Source organism: Nonomuraea sp. NPDC052634 (assembly GCF_040678535.1).
Lineage (GTDB): Bacteria > Actinomycetota > Actinomycetes > Streptosporangiales > Streptosporangiaceae > Nonomuraea > Nonomuraea fastidiosa.
Window position 1 is genome coordinate 689,901 of the sequence record NZ_JBFATY010000002.1, and the last position, 14,639, is coordinate 704,539.

Here is a 14,639-nt window from a genome sequence, read left to right on the forward strand (position 1 = left end):
CGTGAGCCCGTGACATAAAAATGTCAACCACGGATAGTAGTCACTCGAACACGGCTTCGCATCCGCTTTCCCTCACCACCTGGCCACATTGACCTTGCCGTCCGTGCTCACCCGCACCTCCTGGCCCACCAGCTCACGCTGCTCGGCCTCGGTCGCCAGCGCCTCGTCCTCGATCACCGCGTACGCCCGCCCGCCGGGCACCTCCACCACCGCGAACCCCTTCTCCACGACGCCGTCCCGCCCGTGCGCCACCGTGTACCCGGCCACCACCCCGGAGCCCGAGTAAGCAGAAACCACGGGTACCTCGCGCGCGACGTGCACGGGCGAAGGGTCGCCGAGCCGCCCGCCGGGCTCGCTGGACCACACCGCGCACGTGTGCTTGGTCAGATGCATCCCGACGCCGGTCACCATCCCGTGCCCGGGCCTGGCGCGCAGCAGCCCGGCCATGGTGGCGGTCGCGTGCAGCACGTAGTCGCTGGCGGGCCCGCCCGCGTACGGCAGCCCGCCCGTGACGGTGAGCCCGCGCGGATCGCACGGGTCGAGCCCGAACGCGTCGCACGCCTGGCGCAGCGCGATGGCGAAGCAGCTGTAGACGTCGAGTGCGTCCATGTCGCCGAGCTCCAGCCCGGCACGCTCGAAGGCGGCACGTGCGGCGGCCCCGGCGGCGGTGGACGAGGCGAGGTCGGGCCGCGGGGCCACCTCCCAGGTGTCCTCGGCGTACGCCCACCCGCGCAGGTAGATCCGCTGCTCCTCAGGCACGCCCAGCCGGTCGGCGAGCCCGGCACCGGCCAGCACGACGGCCGCCGCCTGGTCGACTTCGAGCACGGCCACGGTGGAGCGCGTATACGGCCAGCCGACGAACCGCCGGTCGGCGGCGAGCTCGTCGGCGGTTCGCGCGGTCCTGCGCCAGGCGTAGGGGTTGGCGGCGGCCACCTCGGTCATCGGCGCCATGATCCGGGCCCGCTCGCTCATCTCCTCTTCGATGGTGAGGCCGAGCCGGGCCCTGCGGGCGGTCTCCATGATCGGGTACGTGTGCACGGGCATGAACAGCCCGTGCGCGAGCGCCGACGGGTGCGGCGGGCGCTCCCATCCGTACGGCGGCTTGGGGTCGGCGGGGTGGCTCCACGGCGCGTGTTCCCCCGCCTTCCGGTACGCCCGCCGCGTGGCCAGCGCCTCGGCCCCGGCGACGAGCGCGCTGTCGAACTCGCCCGCCGCGATCCCGGCCGCCGCCTCCCCGATGAGCCGCTGGGGCGCGGTGCCGCCGACGGCCGAGTAGGCGCGGTGGCGCGGGTGGGCCCCGAGACGCTCGGCGAGGCGGCCGACGGGCGAGTCGTACTGCCAGGAGTCGGTCCAGACGATCTGGATCGAGCCGAGCCGGTCGGGTGGCAGCCGCGCGTCCTCGGCGGCCTCGCGCGCGACCGACTCCCACAGATCGAGCGGTTCAGGGCCGGGTTGCTCGCGAATCGTGCGCTGCGCGATGCCGATGAGACAGGGGGTGCGTGAATCCATGAGCACAGCTAACCAGAACATCGCTCTGTTGATAAGCACCGCATATCGAGTGGCGCACGCTAATGCCCGTTACAGCTGTTGCCAGTGACATTAAACACAGCCTCGACCAGCAGAGATGCCCATCACGAATACATGCATATTCGCTATTCAGATAACAGAACGGAACCGTCCCATGCTTTTTCTCGTCGCTTTCTGGAAGCCCGCTCAAGCCATTCATTAGCGTTTCGGGCGTTTTCCTGGCCCACCGGGGCGCAGCACCCCGCTCTGGGCCGCCGAAAGCTGAGAGGAGCTCCATGTCTTCCCGAGCAAGGCGCATCGCGATCCCCCTCGCCGGCCTGATGGCCATCGGGCTCACGGCAGGGACGGTCAGCAGCGCCGCGGCCGGCACCGCCGGTACCGCGACAAGCACCGCCGCCGCCACGACCACCAGCAGCAGCACGGCGCGTTCCGACGTCGTCTCCAGGAACGCGGCCACCCCCGCGGAGCAGGCCGTCCGGTTCTGGACCCCCGACCGCGTCAAGCGGGCCACCGACCACAACGACGGCCTCGACCTCACCACCAAGGGCCTCAAGCGCGCCGGCGGCGAGACCCCCGACGGCCCATCCGGCTCCGTCCCGCCCATCGGCGCGGAGAAGGCCAAGAGCACGAAGAGCAAGCAGGTCAACCTGCCCAACACCGTGGGCCGGGTGTTCTTCACGCTGCCGAAGGCCAACCCCCGTAACCCCAAGAACTGGCGCTACTGCTCGGCCACATCCGTGCAGGGCAAGTACCGCAACCTCGTGGCGACCTCGGCCCACTGCGTGTACGACACGAAGAAGAACACCTTCTACGACAACTGGGTCTTCATCCCGTCGTACTGGGACGGCGACACCGCCTGGACCGGCAAGGCCCCCTACGGCATCTACGCCGCCAAGACCTTCAACGCCCACGACGACTTCGTGGTGAAGGAGGACTACGACTACGACTACGCGTTCGTCAACGTCTACAACGGCATCAAGGTCGACTGGGAGAAGGCCGGCAAGCGCTGGCGCTGGACGGTCAAGAACGTCGGCAGGCTCGGCGACAACGTCGGCGGCCAGGGCTTCACGTGGAACAGGAGCACCAAGCTGAACGTGTTCTCGTTCGGCTACCCGGCGGGCCAGCACCCCGACGGCGACAGGCCGTACACCGGGCGGACCATGAAGTGGTGCTACGGCAAGACCAAGCCGATGCCGGAGTCCAAGAAGTACAACCTCCAGGAGCACTTCGGCGTCAAGTGCGCCTTCACCGCGGGCGCGAGCGGCGGCCCGCTGCTGGTCAACTACAACAGCGCCGCGCGCACCGGCTACCTCGTCGGCGTCAACAGCGTCGCGTGGGACACCGACGGCAACGACCGCTACGACCACATCTCCTCGCCGTACTTCAACGGCGACACCTACAAGGTCTACAAGGCGGCGGCCAACCGCTGGACGGGCAACATGCCGCGCTGATCGAACGGCGCCTCAGGCCCCGGTTCCCCTGGTTCCGGGGCCTCTCGCCGTGCACGGAAAGCCGCCGCGGGCGGCTCGCGCGCGGTACTGCGTCACGCGCAAATTCGGGTACGCTGACACCACCCCTGACCTGCGCGAACGCCGCAAGATAATGATCATTTACGCGTATCGTCGCGCTATCACTGACGACATCCTTATAGCTCACGATGCACTCTTGATCAGGTAACGAATCTCTATCCGAGCTGCAATAGAGTCTGTACTTCTGGAAAAATCCACCGTTACCACCCGAGAAAGGCAATTCATGATCCCCCGAGCCAGGCACCTCGCGGCCGCTGCCCTGGGCAGCGCGCTGCTTGTGCTGCCTGCGCTCACGACGCCCGCGCACGCGGAGGCCAGGACGGCCGCGGTGGCCGCCCCCACGAGCAAGGTCTACGCCGCCCCGCTGGCCAAGACCGCCGCGGACGTCAAGCGGGTGGCCGAGTACTGGAAGCCCGAGCGGCTGAAGAAGGCCGACAGCTTCAACCCCGCCACGCCGGGCACCTCCGAGAACGTCTCCACGACCACCACCGCATCCGCCGCCCCCGTGGCGGCGGTCCGGCGTTCGACGGCAGCGCAGAGCGTGAACGCCGTGCCGCCGCGCAAGGGCGGCGCCGCGCGGACCATGGGCAAGGTCTTCTTCCGGTTCGGCGACAAGGAGTACTGGTGCTCGGCGGCCTCGGTCGCGGCCAGGAACCGCAGCGTCGTCGCCACGGCGGGACACTGCGCGTACGACTCCCGCCACGCCAAGCCCGCCGACTACTGGATCTTCGTCCCCAACCCCGGCCCCAACGGCGAGACGCCCGACGGCATCTACGTCGGCTCGTCGATCGCCCTGCACGAGGACTGGTCGGGCAAGGCCGACTACGACTACGACTACGCGTTCGTCACCGTGCACCGGGGCTTCACCTGGACGGCCAAGAACGGCGGCTACGTCATGCAGGACGTCGGCCGGCTCCAGGACAACGTGGGCGGCCTCGGCATCGAGCTGAACAAGAAGCCCGGCACGTACTCGGTGGCCGCGTTCGGCTACCCGGCGGGGCTGCAGCCCGACGGCTCGGCCCCGTTCAACGGCAAGACGCTGCGCAAGTGCCCGGAGCGCACCACCCGCTTCACCGTCGCGCCGAGCCGCGACCTGCAAAAGGGCGTGGAGCTCGCGCCGTGCGACTTCAGCCCCGGCGCGAGCGGCGGGCCCTGGGTGATCGGTTACGACGACACGCGCCGGCTCGGCAGCCTCAACGGCGTCAACAGCCTGACCTGGAACAGGGACGCCAAGGGCGGCTATGACGCGGTGTCGTCGCCCTACTTCGACACCACCACCGGAGAGGTCTACCGGCACGCCGCCAGGCTGACCACCCCGGCAAATGTGACGTAGATCATAGCAACCGATCGAGCCACTCAGGTGTCCAGCGCCTTCTCTGTCACGAGACGATCACGGCGCGCTTGGAACGTGCGGGGATGATCTCCAGCAAATTCCCAGGAAGAGGATCAAAGCTGTAGGTTCCGGGCTGTCCGTTTGCTGAGTTCAGGAGGGGCAAGAGGCACCTCCCTGCCAGCGCAACCTGGAGTTACGTTGAAGCGAATCCTCCTGCCCGCCGGCGGCGCCCTTCTGGCGACCGGCCTGATCGCCTCCAGCCTGCCCGTCACCGCGCAGGCCGCCGGCCGCGTCGCCCACGACCCGATGGCCCGCAACTCTTCCGCCGCGGTCTCCATCGCCTCCTTCTGGCTCGCCGCGAACGGTGCGGCGCTGCGTTCCGCGACCCAGTACACGTGGGACTCGAAGGAGGTCAGGAAGGTCGTCTCCAAGGGCGGCTACACCCCTGACGGCCGTCCTGGCACGACCGCGCCGACCGGTGGCACGAAGGCGGCGGGCGGCCAGAACGTGAACCTGCCCAAGACCGTCGGCAAGGTCTTCTTCGTCGACGCGAACGGCAAGTACCGCTGGTGCTCGGCCACCTCGATCCAGTCGAACTACCGCAACCTGGTCGCCACGGCCGGCCACTGCGTGTACGACACCGACAGCAACAGGGACACGCTGGACAAGTGGGTCTTCGTCCCGGGCTACTACCAGGGCAAGGCTCCCTGGGGCATCTACGTGGGCAAGCAGGCCTTCACCCACTACGACTTCGACGTCTACGAGGACTACGACCGCGACTTCGCGTTCGTCACCGTCTACAACGGCATCACGCTCCAGCGGGTCAAGCCGGTGAACCGGCGCGAATACCAGCGCTTCACCGGCCCCAAGCGCGCCTGGGGCGGCCGCTACCACCTCCTGCTGGTCAAGGACGCGGGCCGGCTCGGCGACAACGTCGGCGGCCAGGGCTTCGCCTGGAACCAGCCCACCGGCAAGCCGGTGCGCGCGTTCGGCTACCCGGCCGCGCCGCACCCCGACGGTGACAAGCCGTACAGCGGCGTGACGCCGAAGCACTGCTACGGCAAGCCCACCGGCAAGCGGGTCGGCGCCTCCTGGCTCAAGATCGAGGAGCACGTGGGCCTGAAGTGCGCGGTGACCCCCGGCTTCGACGGCGGCCCGTGGCTGCTGAACTACAGCAACAGCAAGCGCACCGGTTACGTCAACGGCGTCACCAGCACGTTCGCCGACCAGGACGGCAACGACCGGATCGACTACATCACCTCGCCGTACTTCGACGGCGAGACGGCGGCGGTCTACAACGCGGCCAAGAACGTCTGGTCCGGCAAGATCGTCGGCCGGAACGGCGAGCTGTACAAGTAAGCCCTACCAGGGGAAGGCGAGGGTCTCGGGTCACCGAGACCCTCGCCTTGTTTTCTGGGGCGGTTCAGCCCGGACACGTGGTCTCTGAGGCTATTAAGTACTGAAGCTCAGCCTCTGCGAGAGTTCCACCCGCAAGTCCGATTTCCCTGGTGGATCGGCCATAAAGCCGCGGTTTTGCGGCGGTTCACCCCGGAACGAACCCCGCCATACCCCTCTAGAAGCGCCTCACACGCGCCTGGGAGCCCGCGGAGGCCCGCGCACGGCTCCAAGCCTTCACAGGGGTCATGGGACGGCCAGAGCGGCCCTGAGGGCCCGTTCGCGATCTTCGCTCTCCAGCGGCGCAGAGGGCCTCGCATGCACGAAACCCCCGGTACGAGCGGGGTTCCTGAAGAGTCAAGAGGCGGGAGCTGAAGATCACCTGGGAGGCGAGGGGGAGGTTAGACGGGCGGAGGCTCCAATCTGGTTCCTGTGATCTAAGTCACATTCATCTGGTAACCCGTCGTATCGACATACTAACCGTACTTCCACCTCAAGAGCATCATCTCCCACATACCCTGCGACAACGTGATCCACTAGTCACGCCGCGCGAAGATCTCTGACCGATAACGGAAAGGTAACGGAGGTAAGGGTGGGTGCCGGATCTTGCGAAGCGGGTTTCACCTGCGGAGATCACCACGCTATGGTCCTTGCCATCCCTTTACTGACGCATGGGACGCAAGTTGCGACCCACGACAGAGCAAGGAGCAGTTCCCTTGAAGCGCATCCTCATCCCCGCCGGTGGCGCCGTTCTGGCCACCGGTCTGCTGGCCGCCGGCCTCGCCGGTACGGCCTCCGCCGCGTCTGACGTTGCCAAGGACAACCTGGCGACCTCTGCTGCGAACGCGAACGCCATCGCTCAGTTCTGGGCCGAGAACAACGGTGCTGCCCTCAAGGCCGCCACCGAGTCCAACGTCTGGGACAAGACGGACGTCGCCAAGCTGCAGAGCAAGGGCGGCGCCACCACGGACACCAAGCCGGGCTCGACCGCGCCGATCGGCGAGGAGAAGAAGACCGCCGCTAAGGTGCAGAACGTCAACATGCCGAAGACCATCGGTAAGGTGTTCTTCGTCAACAGCAAGGGCGAGAAGAAGTGGTGCTCCGCCACTTCGATCCAGTCGAAGTACCGCAACCTGGTCGCCACGGCCGGTCACTGCGTGTACGACACTGGCGCCAACCGCGACGTGATGGACAAGTGGGTCTTCGTCCCCGGCTACTACCAGGGCAAGGCTCCTTGGGGCATCTACGTCGGTAAGACGGCCTTCACCCACTACGACTTCGACGTCTACGAGGACTACGACCGCGACTACGCGTTCGTCACCGTCTACAACGGCGTCAAGGTCGACGGCAGCGAGAAGAGCACCAACGTCTCCAAGGCCGAGTGGGACAAGTACACGGGCCTGAAGGGCGCCAAGGACGTCGAGATCAGCAAGGAAGAGTTCCTTAAGGGCAAGCTCGACCCGACCTCGACCGAGTCCTTCTGGGTCAAGCGGGGCTCCGCCCCCGAGGCGACCGGCCCCGACTACCCGGGCGCCGAGGTCGGCAAGGTCGAGGTGTCCGAGGCCCAGTACAAGCGCGCCGGCATCGGCAAGGGCAACGGTCGCAAGTTCGGTGAGCCCGTCACCGAGGTCGTGACCGCCAACGAGGCCGCCGCCTACAAGGCCAAGCAGCGCCGCAGCCCGAGCCGCTACCCGGCCAAGGTCGAGCGGGACCGCCGTGGCAACTGGACCATCACGCACTTCTACGTGCAGCAGTGGTACAAGCCCGGCACCGACACGAAGTACTTCAAGACCGTCTTCTACATCATCGACCACAAGTCGCTCGACGCCGGGCGTCTCGGTGACAACGTCGGCGGTCAGGGCTTCGCGTGGAACCAGCCGACCGGCAAGGACGTGCGCGTGTTCGGCTACCCGGCCGCTGCGCACCCCGACGGCAACAAGAACTACACCGGCATTACTCCGAAGTGGTGCTACGGCAAGACCACCAAGAAGCTGGTCGGTTCTGCTGCCAAGAAGATCGAGGAGCACGTCGCCCTCAAGTGCGCCATGACCGAGGGCGCCGACGGTGGCCCGTGGCTGTACAACTACAGCAACAACAAGCGTCTCGGCTACGTGAACGGTGTCACCAGCACCTTCAACGACCAGGACGGCAACGGCCGCGTGGACTACATCTCGTCGCCGTACTTCGACGGCGAGACCAACACGGTCTACAAGGCCGCCGCGAACAGCTGGTCCGGCAAGGTTGTCTGACGTAACGCTTAGCGACCGGTTCTGACCGATCGTTCAACGTTACAAGCGAAGGGCCCGGCATCCCGCCGGGCCCTTTTGCTGTTCCCGGACCGCGCTCTCCGCTCGACCCCCGAACGAACCCCGCCCGGTTTCGCCTGATTTTGTGGGTTCCTTGGACGTACGGGAGCCCGATACGGTGCCACCAAACCTGTGTGATCTGCATCACACTTGACATTTCGCCCCGATTCGGGGCGTCCCATCACCCTCCGGACGTCACACTGACACCTTCTTTATGTTGATCAGCCAAGACGGGCCGGCGATCACCACCGGTTAACTCCGCGCGTTTACGCCTTTTAAACATCACAGATCGATTACGCCCGGCATGTCGCGCTTTTTCATCTCAAAGCTTCTACCGGAGCTCAAGATCGAGACTGTATGTTCCTCGCATCCCTTTACTGACGCATGGGACGCAAAAGGCGTCCCACGACAGCGCAAGGAGTTACTGTGAAGCGCATCCTCCTCCCGGCTGGTGGTGCCGTACTGGCCACCGGCCTCCTCGCCGCCGGCCTGTCCACTACCGCGCAGGCCGACTCGAAGGTCGCCAACGCCGACCTGGCGAAGAACGTCGCCGCGGCCCAGGAGATCGTCGAGTTCTGGACCAAGTCGAACAACGCGGCCCTGAAGAAGGCCGTGGCCTTCAGCCCCGACTCGCTCGAGGTCAAGAAGACCGTCTCCGGTGGCGGCTATACGGCCGACACAAAGCCGGGCATGACCGCGCCGATCGGCGGCGAGAAGAAGGCGTCCGTCAAGGTTCAGAACGTCAACCTGCCGAAGACCATCGGTAAGGTCTTCTTCGAGGGCCACGACGGCAAGCTCTACTGGTGCTCCGGCACCTCGATCCAGTCGAAGTACCGCAACCTGGTCGCCACGGCCGGGCACTGCGTCTACGACGTGGTTTCGAACAAGGAAGTCGTCTCCCGCTGGGTGTTCGTCCCCGGTTACTACCAGGGCAAGACCCCGTGGGGTCTGTACGTGGGCAAGCAGGCCTTCACCCACTACGACTTCGAGGTCTACGAGGACTTCGACCGCGACTACGCCTTCGTCACGGTGTACGACGCCCTCAAGGGCTCCGTCAAGGAGCCGAAGAAGGTGTACTGGGACGAGTTCAAGAAGTACCGCGGCGAGAAGTTCGTCAAGGAAGTCCCTGTTTCCCGGGAAGAGGCTCGCAAGCGTCTGGACCCGCACAACAAGGACGTGTACTACCTCAAGGGCGCTGTGCCCGACGAGAAGGTCGGCCCCGACTACCCGGGTGCCGAGCTGACCAAGCGCGAGGTCACGGCCCAGGAGTACTTCCGTGCCAAGACCGGCCAGGGCCAGGGTCGCAAGTACGGCGAGCCGGAGGTCGAGCAGGTCACGTACAACGAGGCCATCGAGTACCTCAAGGGCCAGGGCTGGGACCCGAAGAACAACAAGCCGGCCGTTCCCAACGAGAAGTTCCCGGGCACGGTCAAGCTCGACCAGCGCGGCAACTCCACCATCACCCACTACTTCGTGCAGCACTGGGTGAAGAAGGGCACTGAGCGGGGCTGGGTCCGCAAGGACTTCTACATCGTCGTCAGTGGCCTGAAGAGCGGTGGCCGCCTCGGCGACAACGTCGGCGGTCAGGGCTTCGCGTGGAACCAGCCGGCCGGCAAGAACGTCCGGACCTTCGGTTACCCGCAGGGCCTGCACCCGGACGGCAACAAGCCGTACACCGGCGTCACGCCGAAGTGGTGCTACGGCAAGACCTCGCACAAGAAGCTGATCATCGAATCCCGCAAGGTCGAGGAGCAGCTGTCCTTCAAGTGCGCCGTGACGGCGGGCTACGACGGTGGTCCGTGGCTGTACAACTACAGCAACGCCAAGCGTCTCGGCTACGTCAACGGTGTCACCAGCCTCTTCGTCGACCTCGACAAGAACGACCGCTACGACACGATCACCTCGCCTTACTTCGACGGTGAGACCAACGTGGTCTACCAGGCCGCCGCGAACTCGTGGTCCGGCAAGCTCGTTCCGTAAGACGCGGCTTCGTGATCAGCGAACGTTCCTGATCGGAGACGGCGCACCCCGAAGGGCTCGGCAGCTAGCCGGGCCTTTCGGCCTTTCGTGAGGAATTTGTGAGCAATTCGCATACCAGAGTGACCTGTGAGTCGATAGGGTCTTTACGCCCTTTTTGACAACAGTGGAGCCTCCGTTGAAGCGCCTGCTCATCCCCCTAGTTAGCGCCGGCCTCAGCGCCGCAGTTCTGGCAGCACCCGCCACCGCCCAGCCGCACTGGGCTTCCGATCCCCTGACGCCGAAACCAGCCGACGCGTACGGAGCCGCCTACTTCTGGCTCGACGCCAACGGGGCCGCCCTCCGCAAGGCGACGCAGTACACCTTGGACACCAAGGCTGCGCCCAAGCTCGTCTCCACCGGAAGCAAGTCCGCGCCGAGCGGCAAGCCCGGCATGACCGGCCCCACCACCAACACCAAGGCCACCACCAGCAAGAACGTCAACCTGCCCAAGACCATCGGCAAGGTCTTCTTCCTTGACGAGAAGGGCCGGTACCGCTGGTGCTCCGCCACCGCGATCCAGTCCAGGAACCGCAACCTGGTCGCGACCGCCGGTCACTGCGTGTTCGAGCACGGCAAGGACGACGTCTTCGACAAGTGGGTGTTCGTCCCCGGCTACTACCAGGGCAAGGCCCCCTGGGGCGTGTACGTCGGCGCGTACGCCTACACCGCCTACGACCTCGACACCTACGACGACTACGACGGCGACTTCGCGTTCGTCGCGGTCCACAACGGCTTCGCCCTCGCCCCCGAGCGCGAGGTCTCCCGCAAGGAGTTCGACGCCTGGCTGGGCGACAAGTGGGTGAAGGCCCGCGAGATCAGCCCGCAGGAGTACATCAAGTGCAAGCTCAACTTCGGCGAGTGCTGGACGCAGGGTCACGGGGCGCCGAGCCTCGTCGGTCCTGACCACCCGGACGCCGTGGTCGAGCGGGTCGAGGTCTCCAAGGCCGTCTACGACCGCGCCCGCGTCGGCAAGGGCCAGGGTTACAAGTTCGGCACGCCCGTGACCGAGCAGGTCACCGCCCGCGAGTACGCCGCCTACAAGGGCCCCGGCACCAAGGGCAAGGACAAGCTCGGCAACTACACCATCACCCACTACTACACGCAGAAGTGGGTCAAGCCCGACAGCGGCCGCAAGTACTACCGCGCGCAGTGGATCGTCGGCATCGCCAAGGACCTCGGCGCGCTCGGCGACGTGGTCGGCGGCCAGGGTGTGGCCTGGAACCAGCCGCTCGGCCAGCAGGTGACGGCCTTCGGCTACCCGAGCGCCCCGCACCCGGACGGCGACAAGCCGTTCACCGGCGTGACGCCGAAGTGGTGCGCCGGCAAGACCTACACCAAGAGCGTGCAGGTCAACACCTTCAAGGTCGAGACGCACCAGATGCTGAAGTGCACGATGACCGGCGGCGCCGACGGCGGCCCCTGGCTCCTCAAGTACAACAACAGCAAGCGCACCGGCTACGTCAACGGCGTGACCAGCGTGTTCGCCGACAACGACGGCAACGGCCGGATCGACCACATCAGCTCGGCCATCTTCGACGGCGAGGTCGCCGACGTCTACAACAAGGCCCAGTACAAGGACACCGGGGCCATCGTGACCCCCAAGGGCGAGCTGCTGCAGTAAGCACCGCCCGCTGACGGCCAGCACCCCGGCGACGCGTCAGGGTGCTGGCCGTTCGCGCGCTCAGACGGCCGTCAGCTCGCGGGTGCGCTCCCGCAGCGCCAGCACCGGCCGCTCGTTCTTGTACGGTTCGAGCCGCCGCCGCAGGTCGGCCGCGTACGACCGGGACCTCGCCGACTGCAGCTCCCCCGCCAGCGCCAGCGCCTCGGCCGCGGCCGAGCACGCCTCCTCGAGCTCACCGCACTGCAGCAGGCCCGCCGCGAGCAGGGACAGATTGAACATCCGCCCCCGCACGTAGCGGCCGTCCATGTCGAGGGAGCGCCGCGCCTGGCGTACGACGCGCTCGCCCTCACCGAGGTCACGGAAGCAGTGGGCGAACTTGGCGGACAGGTATGCCTCGTCGAAGTAGCCGAGCCAGGTGGGCTCGTCATCGGGCTTTCTGGCCTCGAAGGCGCGTTCGGCCTCGTTGAGCGAGGCGCCGCAGGCGCGGGCGTCGCCCAGGCCGGCGTGCGCGTGCGCCTCGAGGACGTGGGCGGATGCGAGGAGCGTCTGCACGCCGGCCTTGCGGGCCGCGAGCTGGGAGGCCCTGGCCAGGTCGAGCGCGTGTGCCGGCTGGCCCATGTAGATGGCCTGGTGGGCCATCCCGGCCAGGATTTCGCCGCCCAGGGTCTGGTCGTCGGCGCCCCTGGCCAGGCGCAGGGCCTGGATGAGGTAGCGCTGGGCGAGACCGTGCTGCTCCATGTCGTAGGCCATCCATCCGGCCAGCCTGGTCAGCTCCGCCGCGGCGGAGGCGAGGCGGCGGCCGGTGGCCTCGTCGTAGGCGCCGTCCTTCAGCAAAGGCGAGACGGCGGTGTCGAGATATTTGATGACGGACGAGCGGACCCTGCCGCTGCCGAATCGGTTGTCGAGCTCACTGAACGATCGAGTGACCTCGTGGATGGCGGCGATGTCGGCGCGGCCTACCCGCCGCGTCCCTGTGCCGCTCAAGCGTCCTTCTTGTGGAGACGTCAGCCAGCGTACGGCTCCGACGGAGCCGGCTCCTATCGCGAACGTCGAGTCGATCAGGAACCTCCGTCTCTCCACATCGGCCCGCCACAGTGCCGTCACGGTCGCGACCCCCTCCTGCCACGTGTGCGTGAACTGCTGTCCGAGATCGAGGGGTGTGATGGTGGCCGGCATGCCGAGATCCTCAGAGGTGATCGGCCGGCCCAGCCGCAGCGCGAAGATCTCGCTGAGCAGGGCGGGAACCGGATCGCGCGGCCGTTGTCCGCCGATCCAGCGCAGCACGGAGCTGTGGTCGTACTTGAGGCCCGGGGTGCCACGGGCGGCTCCGAGATCGTTGAGACGCCTGGCCAGTCCCTTGTGGGAGAAGCCCGCCTCTGCGATGAGCTGCTGCAGCAGTCGGTTCGGCTCGCGTTCCATCGCTCTCCTCGTCAAGGAGTCGGCGCCCACATCCTTACAGAGAGCTACTGTTATATCACCTTGAGTAAAAGATCCGTGACGGTTCGCCAAGGTCACCCCAAATTCCGTCCGCACCCGGCGCCGGCCACGCTCCTGGACGGGGAACGCAGCTACCCGTGAAACGGGCGGGCAATCGGCGCGTACGAGAAGATCGGAAAGGGCGGGCGAGAGCGGAAAGCCCTCGCCCGCCCCGTGGTCGCGGACGCATGAACGCCGCGCAGGTCAGAGGCGCGCGACGCCGTCGGCTCTGGCCTGCGCGGCCACCGCGGCGGTGACGGCGGGCGCGACCCGCTCGTCGAACGGGCTCGGGATGACGTACGTCGCCGACACCTCGTCGCCCACCACCTCGGCGAGCGCGTCGGCGGCGGCCACCTTCATGTTCTCGGTGATCGCCGTGGCGCGCACGTCGAGCGCGCCCCTGAAGACGCCGGGGAAGGCGAGCACGTTGTTGATCTGGTTGGGGAAGTCGGAGCGGCCGGTGGCGACCACGGTGGCGTGCCTCGCGGCCACATCGGGGTGCACCTCGGGCGTCGGGTTGGACAGCGCGAACACGATGGCGTTCTCCGCCATGGAGGCGATCGCCCGCTCGGGGACCGTGGAGCCGGACAGCCCCACGAACACGTCAGCCCCGGCCAGCGCCTCCTCCGTCGAGCCGGTGTGCCCGGCCTTGTTGGTGTCGCGGGCGAGCGCCTGCTTGACCGGGTTGAGCCCGTCGCGGCCCTCGTAGATCATGCCCTTGGAGTCGGCCACCGCGATGTCGCCGATGCCGGCCTCCAGCAGGATGCGGGTGACGGCGACGCCGGACGCCCCGGCTCCCGCCACGACGGCGCGCAGGTCGCCGAGCGCGCGGCCGGTCAGCCGGGCGGCGTTCTTCAGCGCGGCGAGCACGACGATGGCGGTGCCGTGCTGGTCGTCGTGGAAGACGGGGATGTCGAGCGCGTCGCGCAGCCGCCGCTCGATCTCGAAGCAGCGCGGCGCGCCGATGTCCTCGAGGTTGATGCCGCCGAACGAGGGCGCGAGGCGTACGACGGTCTCGACCAGCGCGTCGACGTCGGTGCAGTCGAGGCAGAGCGGCACCGCGTCGACGCCGCCGAACTCCTTGAACAGCAGCGCCTTGCCCTCCATGACCGGCATGGCGGCCGACGGGCCGATGTCGCCGAGCCCGAGCACGGCGGTGCCGTCGGAGATCACCGCGACCACCCGGGAGACCCAGGTGTAGTCGGCGGCGAGCGCGGGATCGTCGGCGATGCCGGAGCAGACCCTGGCGACGCCGGGCGTGTAGGCGAGCGACAGGTCGGCGGCGTCGCGGACGGGCACGGTGGAGCGGATCTCGATCTTTCCGCCGCGGTGCAGCGCGAAGGCCGGATCGTCGTCGAGCGATGAAGTGGAATCTGAAGCGGGCGTGGCAGCCACAGCGACCCCTGTAGTGATTGGTAGCGGAGAAACCTTCT

Annotated in this window: 9 protein-coding genes; 6 read left to right on the forward strand and 3 right to left on the reverse strand. The window is 67.2% G+C overall.

The genetic code is table 11. The annotated features are described in order from the left end of the window. Positions 1-72: 72 nt before the first annotated feature. Positions 73-1,509, reverse strand: coding sequence for an acetyl-CoA synthetase (locus AB0K67_RS15770; RefSeq protein WP_364059375.1), 1,437 nt, complete (start codon positions 1,507-1,509; stop codon positions 73-75). Between the two features lie 293 nt (positions 1,510-1,802). On the opposite strand from AB0K67_RS15770, the gene AB0K67_RS15775 reads away from it, so the two are divergent. The 6 genes from AB0K67_RS15775 to AB0K67_RS15800 all read left to right on the forward strand — a co-directional run bounded on the left by AB0K67_RS15775 (position 1,803) and on the right by AB0K67_RS15800 (position 11,730). Further along, positions 1,803-2,978, forward strand: coding sequence for a serine protease (locus AB0K67_RS15775; RefSeq protein WP_364059378.1), 1,176 nt, complete (start codon positions 1,803-1,805; stop codon positions 2,976-2,978). A gap of 301 nt (positions 2,979-3,279) precedes the next feature. Then, positions 3,280-4,389 (forward strand): trypsin-like serine protease, encoded by a 1,110-nt coding sequence (locus tag AB0K67_RS15780; RefSeq protein WP_364059381.1) that lies wholly within the window; start codon positions 3,280-3,282, stop codon positions 4,387-4,389. A gap of 198 nt (positions 4,390-4,587) precedes the next feature. Beyond that, complete coding sequence (locus AB0K67_RS15785) at positions 4,588-5,748, forward strand: hypothetical protein (protein ID WP_364059384.1); 1,161 nt, start codon at positions 4,588-4,590, stop codon at positions 5,746-5,748. 752 nt (positions 5,749-6,500) lie between these two features. Beyond that, positions 6,501-8,033, forward strand: coding sequence for a hypothetical protein (locus tag AB0K67_RS15790; RefSeq protein ID WP_364059387.1), 1,533 nt, complete (start codon positions 6,501-6,503; stop codon positions 8,031-8,033). Positions 8,034-8,516: 483 nt separating this feature from the next. Beyond that, complete coding sequence (locus AB0K67_RS15795) at positions 8,517-10,070, forward strand: hypothetical protein (protein WP_364059390.1); 1,554 nt, start codon at positions 8,517-8,519, stop codon at positions 10,068-10,070. Between the two features lie 175 nt (positions 10,071-10,245). Then, positions 10,246-11,730, forward strand: a complete 1,485-nt coding sequence (locus AB0K67_RS15800; RefSeq protein ID WP_364059393.1) for a hypothetical protein — start codon at positions 10,246-10,248, stop codon at positions 11,728-11,730. 60 nt (positions 11,731-11,790) lie between these two features. Here the strand turns inward: AB0K67_RS15800 and AB0K67_RS15805 are convergent, their stop codons facing one another. Continuing rightward, positions 11,791-13,149, reverse strand: coding sequence for a hypothetical protein (locus AB0K67_RS15805; protein ID WP_364059396.1), 1,359 nt, complete (start codon positions 13,147-13,149; stop codon positions 11,791-11,793). A 261-nt stretch (positions 13,150-13,410) separates the two neighbouring features. Next, positions 13,411-14,601: an NADP-dependent malic enzyme gene (locus AB0K67_RS15810; protein ID WP_364059399.1), complete on the reverse strand. Its 1,191-nt coding sequence runs from the start codon at positions 14,599-14,601 to the stop codon at positions 13,411-13,413. Positions 14,602-14,639: the final 38 nt, after the last annotated feature.

Coding starts and splice junctions, on each gene's coding strand:
- AB0K67_RS15770 (WP_364059375.1), bottom strand. CDS start 1,509: ATGGATTCACGCACCCCCTGTCTCATCGGCATCGCGCAGCGCACGATT.
- AB0K67_RS15775 (WP_364059378.1), top strand. CDS start 1,803: ATGTCTTCCCGAGCAAGGCGCATCGCGATCCCCCTCGCCGGCCTGATG.
- AB0K67_RS15780 (WP_364059381.1), top strand. CDS start 3,280: ATGATCCCCCGAGCCAGGCACCTCGCGGCCGCTGCCCTGGGCAGCGCG.
- AB0K67_RS15805 (WP_364059396.1), bottom strand. CDS start 13,149: ATGGAACGCGAGCCGAACCGACTGCTGCAGCAGCTCATCGCAGAGGCG.